Below are 14,635 nucleotides of genomic sequence, written 5' to 3'. Positions count from 1 at the left end.
TCCCCTGCAAACAGGGGAGGGGATGGATTTCGCAAGTCAGTTGGATTTCGCTTTAGCTTTCTGTTCGCGCTGCTGTTTTATCCACTGCTGAAATTCGGTGATTTGCGGCTCGTCGCGCAACAGTTTCGAGCGGGGATCGACGACATACAGCGCATGCTCGGGAAGCGCGATCGTCCCTTCGCCATGCGTCATCGGCAACGTATGCACCGTTTCGCCCACCTGCACGTCGACCGGCATCGGGAAGGGTAGGTTGTTCGGCGCGTGCCAGCGCAACGTCAACGTGTCGCCATCGCGTTGCACATCCAATCGCGGCAGCGCCGCTTGATACAGATAGACGTTGAAGAACCACGTCAGATCGCGCCCCGTGCGTTTGTTCACAATGTCGATGAAATCGTGCGCGCTCGCGTAATGCGGCTCGAAATTGCCGGGCTTCGGATCGGGACGGTTGTACACCAACGTGCGCACGCTATCGAAAAACGCGCGATCGCCGATCAGCGTGCGCAGCGAATGCAACATCAACGCGCCTTTGTTGTAGATGTCCTGGCCGGGACCGGTGGCGTCTTCGTACACGGCCTCTTCAGTCTTGCTGCTGCCGGATACGATCGGGCGATGGTCTTGCACCATCAAGCGCAGTTTCTGAAGCCAGGAGTAGTAACCCATGTCGCCGTTGATGTAGCCGCTGTATAACGGTTGCATGTACGTGGCGAATGCTTCGTGCAGCCACATATCGTCCCAGTCGGCATTGGTCATCTGATTGCCGAACCACTCGTGCGCGAATTCGTGCTGCAGCAACCAATCGAAACCGCCGCCGTCTTTGGCGTAGTGGTTGCCGTAGGCGTTCATGGTCTGGTGTTCCATCCCTAAGTACGGCGTTTCCACCACGCCCATCTTTTCGTCGCCAAAGGGGTACGGGCCGATCATCGCTTCGTTGAAATCCAGCATGCGCGAGAACTCGGCAAACAAGGCTTGCGCCTGCTTTTCTTCGCCGGCCAGATACCAGTACTGCAGCGGAATCGTGTTGCCGTAGCGGCTGTGATATTCGCCGCTGAGTTCCTTATACGGACCCACGTTGATGGAAATGGCGTACGTGGTCGGGTGCTTCGCGCGCCAGTGATACGTCTGCTTGTCGCCTTCATCGCTGACACCGATCAGCACGCCATTGCCCGGCGCCACCAGCGGCTTGGGTACGGTCACGTAGAGATCGACCAAATCCGGCTTGCCTTCCGGGTGATCGATGCACGGCCAGAACAAATCGCAACCTTCGCCTTCCACCGCGCTGCCCACCCACGGTTGACCGTCGGGCGTATGCGACCAGACAAAACCGCCATCCCACGGCGCTTTCTTCGCCACGTGCGGACTGCCGCCATAACGCACCGTGGCGGAAACGCGTTCGCCGGCATTCACTGCGTGCGGAAGTTGAATGCGCAGGCGTCCTTCCGGATTGCTCCATTGCGTCGGCGCGATCGGTTGGCCGTCCACATCGATGCCGGCGATCGGCAAATTGCGATCCAGATCCAACACCAGCACATCCGTGGATGTGTGCGCGGTAAACGTCAGCGTCGCTGTCGCATCGATGCGCTGCTTCGACGGATCGACCGCGATATGCAACTCCGCATGATCGAAATGCACCCGAGTCTGCTCGACGGGCATCACGCCGCCGGAGTTCTGCGTTAGCGTCGTAAGCGGCGGTTGATGACTCTGATTCGGGACGCTCGCGCAAGCGGCGAGGCCGGCAACAAGGCTGAGAGCGAGCAGGGCGGGACGCAATGGGCGCATAGGTCATGGGTGCCTGGTGGATATCCCGGCATCATGCGGCCTCCCGTGGCGCGACGACAAAGCCAAAAGTCATGCTTCGCGACGAATGGCCCTTGCGTCCAAAGCGAATTAACGGTGTTGGCTGGCGCGTCAATCCCAGGAGCCGCTTCTCATATGAGAAATGTCGGGGCTGGCATCGCGACCTATGAACTCCGCTTTCGGACGATTGGCGCGGCGCGCTTGATGCCCAAGAAGGCCACATGGCTGATCGATTGATTGGCGAAAGCCCTACGGCCGAATGCCTTCGTTTCGATTTTCCTCGTTGTTCGTCTGTGTTCGATTAGCAGCACAGGGAAGGAATAATCATCATAAGGAGTGCACTGATGAAACATCATGTCTGGCGCATGATTTTGATATCCGCATGGCTGCTGCTATGCAGCTTGGCCCACGCCGGCAAATTCACCTACGTCTACACCGACCCGCAAGGCACGCCCATCGCCGAAGCGGACGAGCAAGGCAACATCACCAAAATCTTCGACTACCGGCCTTACGGCGACCAAGCGCTAGGTCAGCCGCCGGATGGTCCCGGCTACACCGGCCACGTCAACGACCCCGATACCGGCCTGGTGTACATGCAGGCGCGGTATTACGACCCGGAGTTGGGGCGGTTCTTGAGCGTGGATCCGCTCGGACCAAAACCCGCGGAGCTATTTGGGTTCAACCGGTATGCCTATGCCGACAACAATCCCATCGCTCATACGGACCCAGATGGACGATGTCCGGTGTGCATCGTGGCCGTTCCTCTCTTCATAGGATTGATGACGCATTCGGATTGTGCGAATGCGCCAGGTCCGGGTGACGAACGCGTTTCACTTACGACAGCAGATCATTTATCTGCGGTGGTTGGGTCGCTTCCGCCAGGTAGGGCGGCGACGTTGGTTCGTGTTGGGGTTGGTGCTGAAAAGATTGGTCAGAAAGCCGCCGATACATCCAGAGCTGCTAGGCGAGAAGCTATGCGCGATGCAGGCATTCCTACAAGCCAGCAACCGTTGTCGCAATCCCAAAATGCTTCGGGTCGTGAGTATTCTTACGATGTGCCCGCAACTGGTGGAAGCACCCAACGTATGTCCGTTCAGCAGCAGACTATGGATCGCAGTCACCAAGATCAACCGCATTGGGAAGCGGGCAAAGTCAAAACGGAAAAGAAAGGCTCTGAGGCTGTGCCTCAAATAAATAGATATGGACGGCCAAAGCTCGATAGCGATAAATCGAAGGTGGATTACTAATGACTGCGTCAATGTCCCCTGAGGAGCGCCGCCGGAAGATCCGGCAAAAGATCAACATGAAGGAGCACTTGAATGAATTGACGGTCTTAATGGGTCGGCCTGTTCATGCGGATGATTTGGAAAGTCTCGAAAAAACCGACGCCATTTGTGAAGTTTGGGATAAACATATTGGAGAGCTTGAACGTAAAGTTGAGGAATACGAAATTCCTTTCAGCGATCGACTTTTGCAACGTTTCAAGATATTCGTGAAGAACTTGTTCGATGCGAACCCATCTCCCGTATATGCGTGGGTGGAACGGTCGAACGTATGTGGCACGTTGCTGATTCCATCCGTCCTTTCTATCAGGTTTGACTTCGAATTCACCCTCGAACGAAATGCGGTGATTTCGTTTTTGACGAGTGACTTTAAAGATAGGCTGCTTCTTGATTTCTTTCTGTCAGAAGAAGGTGAGCAGCGTCTTGAAGTGAAAACTGAAGGGAGAAACTGGGGAGTGGTAAAGTACTAGCGACGTGGAATGCACCACATGCAAACACATATGCCGGGATGAAATCCCAGCATAGATCGTCGCCACAAAGCCGGAATTGTCATTCCAACCTACTTATTCAACCGTAGCGTTTACTCAACAACGCAAACATCGCACGCAGTCCCATCGCTTCGCCGCCGCGCGGGCGGCCGGGGCGGTCGCCGTCGTTCCAGGCGTAGGTGTCCAAGTGCAGCCACGGCATGCCGTCGGGAATAAAGCGCTCCATAAACAACGCGGCGGTGATGGCGCCGGCGTGGCGTGAGGCGCCGGTGTTGGTGAAGTCAGCGAGGTAGGAATCCAGCAGTTTTCGATACGGGCGCCACAGCGGTAGACGCCAAATCGGATCGGCGACATCGTTGCTGCACGCGAGCGCCGCATGGGCGAGCGCGTCGTCATTCGCGAACAAAGCCGGCAGATCTGGACCGAGCGCCACGCGCGCCGCGCCGGTGAGTGTGGCGAAGTCGACAATCAGCGCCGGTTTTTGCTCGGCGGCGTACGCGAGCGCGTCGCACAACACCAATCGACCTTCCGCATCGGTGTTGTCGATTTCCACGCTGTGTCCGCCGCGCGTAATCACCACTTCGCCGGGACGCATCGCGTTGCCGGACACGGCGTTTTCGACGGCGGGAATCAGCAGCGTGAGTCGAACCGGCAGATTCGCTTCCATCACCAGGCCGGCGAGCGCAATCGCGTGCGCGGCGCCGCCCATGTCTTTCTTCATCCAGCGCATGCCGTCGGAAGGTTTCAGATCCAAACCGCCGGTATCGAAGCACACGCCTTTGCCGACCAGCGTCACCTTCGGTGCGGTGGTCTTGCCCCAGGTCAATTCGATCAAACGCGGCGCGCGATGACTCGCGCGGCCGACTGCGTGAATGGTGGGGAAGTTGTCGTCCAGCAACTCGTCGCCGACCCACTCGCGCACTTTGGCTTTATGCGCTTTGCCGAGTTGCTTCACTTCGTCGGCAAGATGTTTCGGGCCCATGTCTTCGGTCGGCGTGTTGACCAGATCGCGCACGCGATACGTGGCCTCGACCAGCGGCGTGAGCGTCGCCAAGGTTTTGGCTGCGACCGCCAACACCGCGGCATCGCGTTTGGCTTTGCGATAACGCGTGAATTGATAGGCGCCCAACGCCCAGCCGAGGGCGACGAGCTCGACATTCAGCGCCACGCTTTCTGGTGCCAGGGTGTACTCGCCAACCGGCAACGTCATCGGCAACGCCGCGAGCGACGACAGCGAATCCTGACGATCCACACCCACCAGCACGCGCGCCAGCTTGCCGTTCGCGTCCGGCACCAGGCACACGCCGCCGGGTTTGGCGTCGAAGCCGTTCTCGTCCAGCCAGCTGCGTTGCGCAGCGCTCAGTCGCTTGCGCGCGGCGGCGAGATGCGCGGCGTCGGTGGCTTCGATCGGCGTCGGTGCGTGGCGGCTGGAGCGGAGTTCGATCAGGGCAGACATGCAGGTCCTTACGCACGTGTGGCACGCGCAAGCGGTGGAGTCAGCGGTCAATGATGCGCGTTTTTTTAGGGGGGTTCAAAGCTTTTGCCGAGAGCCCATTTGAAGCTGAGAAGAGGGATTTCGCGCAAATGGACGATCTTGCGGGATCGTCATTCCGGCGAAGGCCGGAATCCAGTTTGAATACGTTGTGCGGAGCACACCTAACTTTTTTAAGTCGAGCGCTTCGCGAGCGTATTTGACTGGATTCCGGCCTTCGCCGGAATGACGGTGAGGAACTTTGGGGCTTACGGCGCAGGTGCCGTCTCCAGCCACTGAACCAGCGTCGCCAAATCCCGCAAATCCAAATCCGGCGCCGCACCCAGCGCTCCCGGCCACGGATGCCCCGCGCGATTGATCCACGCCGTGCGCAACCCTGCATCGCGCGCGCCGACGATATCCAGCTCGGGATCGTCGCCCACATGCAGAATATTTTCCGGCGCGATACCCAATCGTTCCGCCGCAGCAAGAAAAATCCGCGCATCCGGTTTAGCCACGCCGACATCGCGCGCGCTCACTTGATGCGCAAAATGCAGATGCAGTCCGATGCGTTCCAGATCCGCGTTGCCATTGGTCAGGCTGACCACCGGCCACGCCGCGCGCATGCGTTCGAGCGCGGGCAGGGCATCGGGATAGAGTTCCACGCTATTGCGCGCGGCGGCGAATACTTCGAACAGTGCGTCCAGCGGCGCATCGGCCACGCCGCAGGCGTCGAACGCGCGTTGCATGGTGATGTAGCGCTGCGCGGTGAAATCGTGCGCCAGATCGATACGTTCAGCGGCGACCTGCGCGCGCAAGGCGCGCAACGCAGGTATCGGAAAAGTTTGCGCGACTTGCGGAAAGTGCTTGCAGAGATAGTCGTTGAGATCGCGATCCGCCCGTTCCAGGGCCGGCATCACCGGCCACAGGGTGTCGTCCAGATCGATCGTGACAGCAAGAATCCGCAAGAGAAAATCAGCGTGCTTCGATGCGCAGCACCTGGCCGGTGCGCACCGTGTTGTCCTTCAGATGATTCCAGGTACGAATCTGCGCCACATCCACGCCCTGCTTGCGCGCGATGGAGTACAGCGTTTCGCCGGAGCCGACGCGATAGGAGCGCGCGGATTTCTTCTCCGCGCTCGCCACTTTCTTCACCGACTCGGTCTTGGTTTCCGCCGTGCGCTTGGCGGTCGCTTTGGCGCCGGCCACTTTGCTGTGGCTTACGTACGCCTCGGCGGTGACCTTCGCAAAGCTGGTGTCGCGATTGACGGCGACTTCCTGCGTAAACGCATCGCCGTGCAGGTTCTTCAAGCTCGGCAACTGCGGCGCAGCGACCACGCTGCCCGACACTTTGTTGAGCGCAGGCGCAGCGGCCACGGCGGTGCGCGATGCGGCGGCGACCGCCGGACGAGACGGCGCAGCGGCGTACTGCGTGGGTTCGGCGCTGGCGTGCGCGCCCACTTCGGCCAGGATGCGGCTGCGGCGCGATTGATCCATCGCGACCAGCGCGGCGCCGGCGCCATACGGCACCAGGCTATGCGAACGCAGCGCGCTTTCGCCCTTTTCGCTTTGCGCGAAATCCACGAACTCCTTCGCGGCGGCGGCATTCGCGCCGCTGGGGTTGTAGACCAAGTACAGCGGAATAAAGAGCGGATACGAGCCGCTCGCCACGCTCGACGCGCTCGGCGCAACGCCATCGATGCGCAGCATCTTGATCTTCGGATTGCCCGCAACGCTCGACAGCGTGGTCACGCCGAAGCCGCGCGGATCAAGCATGATCGACTGCTCCAGCTGCGTCACGTTCACATACAAACGCGGCGCGGCCACCGGCTGACTGCCGCGACCGAACAGCAACTTGCGCAAGCTGAATTCGATGCCGTCGCCCGGGCTCGCCACGGCGAACACGTCGATCGGCGCGGCCGAACCACCCACGGCGGCCCAGCTGGTGATCTTGCCGTAGTAAATGTCGTGCACCTGCTGCATGGTCAGGCTGCTCACCGGGTTCTGCGAGCTGGTGATCAGCACCAAGCCGTCCCACGCCACCGGCGTAAAGGTCAGGCCGCTATCGAGCGCGCTGCCGTCGCTGGGACGTGCGCTGCCAGCGATATCCGCCGAGCCGCTGGATACCGCATCCAGGCCCGACGCCGTGTTGAACGGCTGGATCTGCACCGAACCATGACCGGACGATTGCCACGCCTTCGCCACGCCTTTGACCACGCTGTTGGCGGTGACCGTGTCGCCGCGCCAGGTGAGTGATTGCGTGGACGCAGCCAGCGCAATGGTGGAAACGCCGGCACTGATCAGAGCGGCGGAAAGCAGACGAGGAATGCGTACGGGCATAGGGAAGCGCGACCTGCAAAGGAGAAAGACGAGGCGAGTGTGCCGTCAACGGCGCGTAGACGCAGTGACAGATTCCAGTATTTCAACGGCCCGGAGCCAAAACATCAAGCAATACGCGGCGCTGCACACCGCGTGTGTTCATCTAATTGCGTGACGGGCGTCAATCTCGGCGCGAAAGCAGGCTGTTTTCCACAGCCTGCCGCGATTTACTGAACTAGCACGTAGTTGAATCCATCGTCGGTGGCGACCAGCAGCACCCACTGACGCGGCCGTGCGCCGGCCAGGCCCTGCATATCGCGCAGGCTGGTGACGCGGCGATTGCCGACACCCACGATCACATCGCCCGACGAAAGTCCCGCCTGCGCCGCACGACTGTTCGCGGCGACCGACGACGCCACGATCCCCGAAATACCCTGACTGGTCTGTTCATCGCTCAGATCGCTGAAGGTGACGCCGGTCAGACGCGGATCGAGTTTCGCGCCGTCGAGCGTGGCGATCTTCTGCGCCGTCAGTTGCGCCGTCACCTGACGCGTGACGCCTTTGCGCTGCACCGTCAACGTCACCGTGCTGTTCACCGGCAGCAAGCCTTGCGCGTTGTTCAGCTGATCGGCGTTGTCCAGCGATTTGCCGTTGAGCGCTGTGATCACATCGCCCATTTCCAGGCCCGCGCGATCGGCGGTGGAACCCGGCACCACGCGCGTCACCACCGCGCCTTGGCTGCTCTTCAAACCCAGAATGCGCGCAATATTCGGCGTGATGTCCTGCGACTGAATACCCAAGCTGCCGCGACTCACTTTGCCGGACGCGATCAGCTGCTTCATCACCGTGCTGGCGAGATCAGTGGGAATCGCAAAGCCGATGCCGACGTTGCCACCCGAGGGCGACAGAATCATCGTGTTGATGCCCACCAGTTCGCCGCGCAGATTCACCAGCGCGCCACCCGAATTACCCGGATTGATCGACGCATCGGTCTGGATCATGTTTTGAAAACTCGCGCCGCCCAGTCCCGAGCGACCCAGCGCCGACACGATGCCCGATGTCACCGTCTGACCCAGTCCGAATGGATCACCTACCGCCACCACAAAATCGCCCACGCGCAGCGCGGACGAATCGGCGATCGGCAGCGCTTCCAGATGATCGGCATTGATCTTCACCACCGCCACATCGGTCGCCGGATCGGTGCCCACCAGCGTGCCCTTCACATTGCGTCCGTCCTGCAGCGTCACCGTGATGTCGTCCGCACCGCCGACCACATGGTTGTTCGTAAGGATGTAACCCTTCGCCGCGTCCACGATCACGCCCGAACCCAGGCTCTGCTCATCCTGTTCGCGCGGCGAACCGTTGAGACCGAACAACTGCCGCAGCACGGGATCCTGAAAGAACGGATTGCTGACGCGCACGCGCGTCTTGGTGGAAATGTTCACCACCGCCGGCGTCACTTTTTGCAGCATCGGCGCCAGCGAGGGCAGCGGTTGCCCATTCACCACCGGCGGCAGCGACGCCTGCGCGCGCATCGGCAGTGCGGCGACACAGGCCACGGCAAAAAGCACTGTCACACCTGCAAGCAAACGGTGGCGCATGACGTCTCCCGACAACGATAAAAAATCCGCATCTTCGACTCGCGTGAACGTCTCGCGGTTCCCTAGCGTGCATCAACGTTGAACGCGTGCAATGCGACCGTAGTTCAGTTTCGTCGGCGCATTTCCCGACGCTGTGTAGGCATGCCAGACAAGCTTAATCAGCCCTCCACGAAATGTGACGCAGTCTGCTCTTTACTTCCGTCGGTCGCGGGGGTAACGTTCGCTTCAGTCGCAACCACAACATCTTGTGTGCGGGCTCCAGTCTGTAACCCAAGTGCTGGGGCCGGAAGGAAACGTCAGAAGGGGGCTGCCGTACAATTGCGTAAAACGCCGAGCTCGATTTACCCGCGGGGGTAATCGGGCCAGATCGGGCCGTTTTCCCGATCACCGACGCCATTCACCACACCTATAAGAAACCAACGGGGCCGTGAGGCCATGCCGGGAGGTCAGGAAGCCGATGAGCACCTTGCGTGCAACAAATACAGGTCGCGATGTCGCAGCGATTCCGCTGCAGCCCGCATCGCTGGATATCTGGGATAAAAAGTACCGCCTGCGCACCAAGACCGGCGAACCGGTGGATGCCGCGATCGACGACACATGGCAGCGCGTGGCGCGCGCGTTGTCCGACGTGGAAGCCACGCCGGAGTTGCGCGAGCAGTGGTTCGAACGTTTTCTGTGGGCGCTGCGCCGCGGTGCGATTCCCGCCGGCCGCATCACGTCCAACGCCGGCGCACTGGAACACAAGCCCGCCACCTCCACCATCAACTGCACCGTCTCCGGCACCATCCGCGATTCGATGGACAACATCCTGGAGAAAGTGCACGAAGCGGGCCTCACGCTGAAGGCCGGCTGCGGCATCGGTTATGAATTCTCCACGCTGCGTCCGCGCGGCGCGTACGTGTCGGGCGCGGGCGCTTACACCAGCGGCCCGCTGTCGTTCATGGATATCTACGACAAGATGTGCTTCACCGTGTCTTCGGCCGGTGGCCGTCGCGGCGCGCAGATGGGCACGTTCGACGTCAGCCATCCCGACGTCAAAGAATTTATCCGCGCCAAGCGCGAAAACGGGCGCCTGCGCCAGTTCAATCTCTCGCTGCTGATCACCGACGGCTTTATGCAGGCGGTGGAGCACGATCAGGATTGGCCGCTGGTCTTCCCCGTGCACGTGAAAGAAAAAGACGAGATCAACCTCGACGACGCCACCGCCGTCGTGTGGCGCGAATGGCCCACGCACGAAAACTACGTCGAGCGCGAAGACGGCCTGGTCGCCTGCAAAATCTACGGCCACATCCGCGCGCGTCACCTGTGGGACATGATCATGGTCTCCACGTACGACTACGCGGAGCCCGGGTTCATCCTCATCGACAAGGTGAACGAGATGAACAACAACTGGTGGTGCGAGCATATCCGCGCCACCAACCCGTGCGGCGAGCAACCGCTGCCGCCGTACGGCTCGTGCCTGCTCGGTTCGGTCAACCTCACCACCTTCGTGCGCGATCCGTTCGGTCCCAAAGCGCGTTTCGATTGGGACGAGTACCGCGAAGTGGTGAAGATATTCACCCGCATGCTCGACAACGTGGTGGAGATCAACGGCCTGCCGCTCGAACAGCAGCGCAACGAAATTCTTTCCAAGCGCCGCCACGGCATGGGCTTCTTAGGGCTGGGCAGCACGCTCACCATGCTCAAGATGCGTTACGGCAACGAAGACGCCGTCGCCTTCACCGAAGAGGTGTCGCGCGAAATGGCCGTCGCCGGCTGGGAAATGGCGCTGGATCTGGCGAAGGAAAAAGGCCCTGCGCCCGTGCTCGCCAAAAACTACACCGTCACCGGCGACATGCTGCGCAAGCGCCCGGAAATGGTCGAAGACGGCTACAAAGTCGGCGATCTCATCCCCGGCCGCGTACTGCACGCCAAATACAGCCGCTATATGCAGCGCATCGCCAGCGTCGCGCCCAATCTCGTTAAGGAATTGGCCGAAGTCGGCGCGCGCTTCACGCATCACAGCTCCATCGCGCCCACCGGCACCATCTCGCTCTCGCTGGCCAACAACGCCAGCAACGGTATCGAGCCCAGCTTCGCCCATCACTACTCGCGTAACGTGATCCGCGAAGGCCGCAAGACCAAAGAAAAGGTCGAGGTGTACAGCTACGAGCTGCTCGCTTACCGCGCGCTCATCAATGCCGACGCGATGCCGTTCAGCGACGACGCCAAGGCCAAGCTGCCCGAATACTTCGTCGCGGCGGACGACATCTCGCCCAAAGAGCACGTGGATATCCAAGCCGCCGCGCAGTTGTGGGTGGATTCCTCCATCTCCAAAACCGCGAACGTGCCGACCGATTACCCCTACGAAGATTTCAAAGACATCTACTTCTACGCCTATAAACAAGGCCTAAAAGGATGTACCACGTTCCGCTTCAACCCCGCAGCGTTCCAGGGCGTGCTCGTAAAAGAAGCCGATTTGGAGAGCACCCTCTATCGCTTCGAATTAGAGGACGGTAGTGTTGTGGAACTGAAAGGCAACGAAGAAGTGGAGTACGACGGAGAGATGCATACCGCCGCCAATTTGTTCGATGCTTTGAAGGAAGGCTATTACGGTAAATTTTAGTGGTGGCATGTAACGCGATTTCGCGCTACGTTTTTGCACACACGTACTGAGTCCACTGCCAGTTTCATAACAATCGCTCGGAGGGGAATACCCGCATGTCCATCGATACCGAACTCGAAATGCACCAAGACGAACTGTCCATGCCGGCCGCGCCGGCCGCTGAAGCCGCTCCGGCAGCGCCGAAGAAGGCTCGTCGCAAGAAAGCCGCCAAGAAAGCCAAGGCTGCTGCGCCCGCCAAGAAAGCTGCGAAGAAGGCCGTAAAGAAAGCTGCCAAGAAAGCAACCAAGAAGGCTGCTAAGAAAGGCACGGCCAAGAAAGCCGCTAAGAAAGTTGCAAAGAAAGGCGCTGCAAAGAAAGCCAGCAAGAAGGCCGTAAAGAAAACGGCCAAGAAAGCTGCAAAGAAGGTCAGCAGCAAAAAGACGGCCAAAAAGGCCGCAGGCAAGAAAACGGCCAAAAAGGCCGTGAAGAAAGCCGCCAAGAAAGCGGTCAAGAGGTCCACTGCCAGCAAGAAGGCCGGTCGTAAGGCGACCAAGAAAACCGCCAAGAAGGCCGCCCGCAAGAAGTAAGCAACACCCAATCCGGCCCGGCGCGAGTCGGGCCGGATTTCTTTTTAGATTTCTCTTCCACGCACGCGATCGGGAGAGGGTCACCAGCTTTCCCCCTCTCCCCTCCGGGGAGAGGGTTGGGGTGAGGGGCCAACCTCGCCACAGTGCTTGATAAAAGCATCAAACGAGTCCACGTACTAACTAAGCACCACGCACACACAGGAAGCACCACACATGACGATCAAGATCGAAAAGAAGATCAAGGGCTACGAGGTCGTCAAGCCCGAGGACAAGGCTGCCCTCGCCGCACAACCCGCCGTCGAGCAAGCAAAAGAATCGCCGATGGCCGAAGTCATCCAGATGCACGAGAGCCTGGAGCGCCCCGAGGCGCTGATCGGCTCCACCTTCAAGATCAAATCCCCGCTGTTCGAGCACGCCCTCTACGTCACCATCAACGACATCGTGCTCAACGCCGGCACCCAGTACGAACAGCGCCGCCCCTTCGAGATCTTCATCAACTCGAAGAACATGGACCACTTCCAGTGGATCGTCGCGCTCACCCGCATTCTCTCCGCCGTGTTCCGCAAAGGCGGCGACGTCACCTTTATCGTGGAAGAGCTCAAAGCCGTGTTCGACCCCCGCGGCGGCTACTTCAAAGCCGGCGGCGTCTACATGCCCAGCATCGTCGCCGAAATCGGCGCCGTGATTGAGCAACACATGAAAAACATCGGCCTCATCCACGACCCCGAAATGAGCGACGCCCAACGCGCCCTCATCGCCGAAAAACGTGCCGCCTACGAAAAAGGCGCTCAAAAAAAAACTGACATAAGCCCCACCGACGCGGACACCAACGACTCCGCTGGTTTTCCGCCCGGTGCCACGTTGTGCGCTAAGTGCAACACCAAGGCGCTTGTGCTGATGGATGGGTGTCAGACGTGCCTCAACTGCGGGTATTCGAAGTGCGGCTGATACCGATGGCGATATCGCAATAAAGACGGGCTTGTCCAATTGCGCAATACACCGTTTGATCAGCTTAAAAGCTTGTTGTTTTCGCATACAAGCTTGTAGAAAAGATAAAAGGCCCCGCATGTCTGCGGGGCCTTTTTTTTTCTTTCGTCATTCGGTAATGAAGGTTAACCGTAGTTGATCCCTTTAACTATCGTCGGTCTAGGCTTGGCTGGTGGTCTCCGCGTCCACCTCACCTAAAGCTGGCTACTGATAGTTTGTATGGAATGGCCGCTGGTCGACGGAGTTGCCATCGACCAGGACCGTTGTAGCTCAGGCAGCTACGTCGATGTCAACGAAGAGCGAAGTGCCTAACGCATAGCGCGCCAGCTGCGGGAACTGTGCGCGGATATTTTCGGGGACCAGCGTCACGTGTGGCATCAGACCGATGAACATCCGCCGGCTCTTCGTGGATGGCGTCAGTGCGCGCGGCAAAAAAGAGCCGCCTCCTGATAACGGAAGGAGGCGGCAGGGAGATGGTCACGATGTGGCGGGAGGGCGCGATCGTGACGTCCCGAGCGGAAAATCGGGCTTCCCAGGGCTAACGCAGCACCTCCCCAAGCAAAGCCTTGGGGATGCCTGCGATCGAGTTCATCCAAATCGGAAGAAGGACGTCAATGCATATCGCCCATCGGTTCGGATTTGAAGAACAGAAAGAAGTTGGACGCTACTTCAACCGCATTACCATGTTTCTCCGCGTCATGGAGCTTATTGGCTGACGTAATGCCACTATGCCCACCTGGAGAAGGCCAGCAGTTAGGGTCGGTAACGAGCACAGGAATCACTTGCCACCAAATGGCTCGTGTATCGATGGCATCGTTATTGACCACATGGCTATGGTTGGGTGTTGGCAGAAATACATTCTTGGTCGATGGCGGCAATTTGCCGAGCGCGACTAGCACCTTGCCCAAGTCGACGCTCGATGCGTGCATGGTGCATGTGCCTGGAGGGGAGCCGGGATCAGGGCACTGCGTTGAGACGAGTGGTGTCTTCTTATAGGCCTCTGGGATGGCGCCGAACAGGCTGATCAGCGTTTTACCCAAGGCCGGTCCGCACAGCGTCGTCGATCGGACACCGGCAGGGCAGTCAATCGCGTCGTTCGGGTTATGGTCGTTGTCGAGCGAGAACATCGGCACAAGCACATAAAGCGGCTCGGATTGCTTTATGTTCTCTCCGGTCGGATCGATAGTCGGTTCCGTGCCGGCCTGGCAGATCGGCGTTTGGAATTCGGCGGGATCGGCCTGCGCGAGCTTGCCGTTGTAATCCAGGTCGCTCTTAGGTTGGTGGATACAGGTGAAGTTCTGCTTGTAAGTGAAGATGAGGGACTTGTTGTCGCCGTATCCAAGCGTCTGATTGGGCTTAAGTGCTCCTGCGACCCCGCTATTCATCGCATTGCCCGGAGCCTGATCTGAAGCGACCGTTTGCGCGATCGCGCCTTCCGCGCTAAAGAGCGCCACGAACACCGCAGCGGTCAATAGCGATTTGATTGAGCCTTTCATAATGATGTCCTGTGCGTGATCCCCC

General features: G+C 59.6%; 11 protein-coding genes. 5 read left to right on the top strand and 6 right to left on the bottom strand.

Annotation, left to right across the window (positions count from 1 at the left end; genetic code table 11):
* Positions 1 to 36: 36 nt before the first annotated feature.
* On the bottom strand, positions 37 to 1,776 hold the full coding sequence (locus L0U79_RS18500; RefSeq protein ID WP_233843693.1) for a M1 family metallopeptidase: 1,740 nt from the start codon (positions 1,774 to 1,776) through the stop codon (positions 37 to 39).
* A 362-nt stretch (positions 1,777 to 2,138) separates the two neighbouring features.
* Here L0U79_RS18500 and L0U79_RS18495 point away from each other — a divergent pair, with 362 nt between their 5' ends.
* On the top strand, positions 2,139 to 3,041 hold the full coding sequence (locus L0U79_RS18495; protein WP_233843692.1) for an RHS repeat-associated core domain-containing protein: 903 nt from the start codon (positions 2,139 to 2,141) through the stop codon (positions 3,039 to 3,041).
* The gene (locus L0U79_RS18490) at positions 3,041 to 3,547 is read left to right on the top strand and encodes a hypothetical protein (RefSeq protein ID WP_233843691.1); all 507 of its coding nucleotides are present in this window, start codon (positions 3,041 to 3,043) and stop codon (positions 3,545 to 3,547) included. The genes L0U79_RS18495 and L0U79_RS18490 overlap by 1 nt, the downstream gene beginning before the upstream one ends.
* Positions 3,548 to 3,644: 97 nt before the next feature.
* On the opposite strand, the gene L0U79_RS18485 is transcribed toward L0U79_RS18490, so the two are convergent.
* The 4 genes from L0U79_RS18485 to L0U79_RS18470 all read right to left on the bottom strand — a co-directional run bounded on the left by L0U79_RS18485 (position 3,645) and on the right by L0U79_RS18470 (position 8,956).
* A complete protein-coding gene (locus L0U79_RS18485) occupies positions 3,645 to 5,021 on the bottom strand; it encodes a leucyl aminopeptidase family protein (protein ID WP_233843690.1) in 1,377 nt (458 codons plus the stop codon).
* 284 nt (positions 5,022 to 5,305) lie between these two features.
* Positions 5,306 to 6,004: an HAD family hydrolase gene (locus L0U79_RS18480; protein WP_233843689.1), complete on the bottom strand. Its 699-nt coding sequence runs from the start codon at positions 6,002 to 6,004 to the stop codon at positions 5,306 to 5,308.
* A gap of 7 nt (positions 6,005 to 6,011) precedes the next feature.
* Positions 6,012 to 7,376, bottom strand: a complete 1,365-nt coding sequence (locus L0U79_RS18475) for a substrate-binding domain-containing protein (RefSeq protein WP_233843688.1) — start codon at positions 7,374 to 7,376, stop codon at positions 6,012 to 6,014.
* Between the two features lie 206 nt (positions 7,377 to 7,582).
* Positions 7,583 to 8,956 carry a Do family serine endopeptidase gene (locus L0U79_RS18470; RefSeq protein ID WP_233843687.1) on the bottom strand — a complete coding sequence of 458 codons (1,374 nt, stop codon included), beginning with the start codon at positions 8,954 to 8,956 and terminating at the stop codon, positions 7,583 to 7,585.
* A 457-nt stretch (positions 8,957 to 9,413) separates the two neighbouring features.
* Here L0U79_RS18470 and L0U79_RS18465 point away from each other — a divergent pair, with 457 nt between their 5' ends.
* From L0U79_RS18465 to L0U79_RS18455, 3 genes are all read left to right on the top strand, one after another.
* Positions 9,414 to 11,561, top strand: coding sequence for an adenosylcobalamin-dependent ribonucleoside-diphosphate reductase (locus tag L0U79_RS18465; protein ID WP_233843686.1), 2,148 nt, complete (start codon positions 9,414 to 9,416; stop codon positions 11,559 to 11,561).
* Positions 11,562 to 11,656: 95 nt separating this feature from the next.
* A complete protein-coding gene (locus L0U79_RS18460; protein WP_233843685.1) occupies positions 11,657 to 12,127 on the top strand; it encodes a hypothetical protein in 471 nt (156 codons plus the stop codon).
* Between the two features lie 213 nt (positions 12,128 to 12,340).
* Complete coding sequence (locus L0U79_RS18455; RefSeq protein ID WP_233843684.1) at positions 12,341 to 13,075, top strand: NrdJb; 735 nt, start codon at positions 12,341 to 12,343, stop codon at positions 13,073 to 13,075.
* A gap of 650 nt (positions 13,076 to 13,725) precedes the next feature.
* Here L0U79_RS18455 and L0U79_RS18450 read toward each other — a convergent pair.
* Positions 13,726 to 14,610 (bottom strand): hypothetical protein, encoded by an 885-nt coding sequence (locus L0U79_RS18450; RefSeq protein ID WP_233843683.1) that lies wholly within the window; start codon positions 14,608 to 14,610, stop codon positions 13,726 to 13,728.
* Positions 14,611 to 14,635: the final 25 nt, after the last annotated feature.

It is taken from the genome of Dyella sp. 2HG41-7 (assembly GCF_021390675.1).
In the GTDB taxonomy this organism is placed as follows: Bacteria; Pseudomonadota; Gammaproteobacteria; order Xanthomonadales; family Rhodanobacteraceae; genus Dyella_B.
This window is presented reverse-complemented; position numbering and strand designations above follow the sequence as displayed.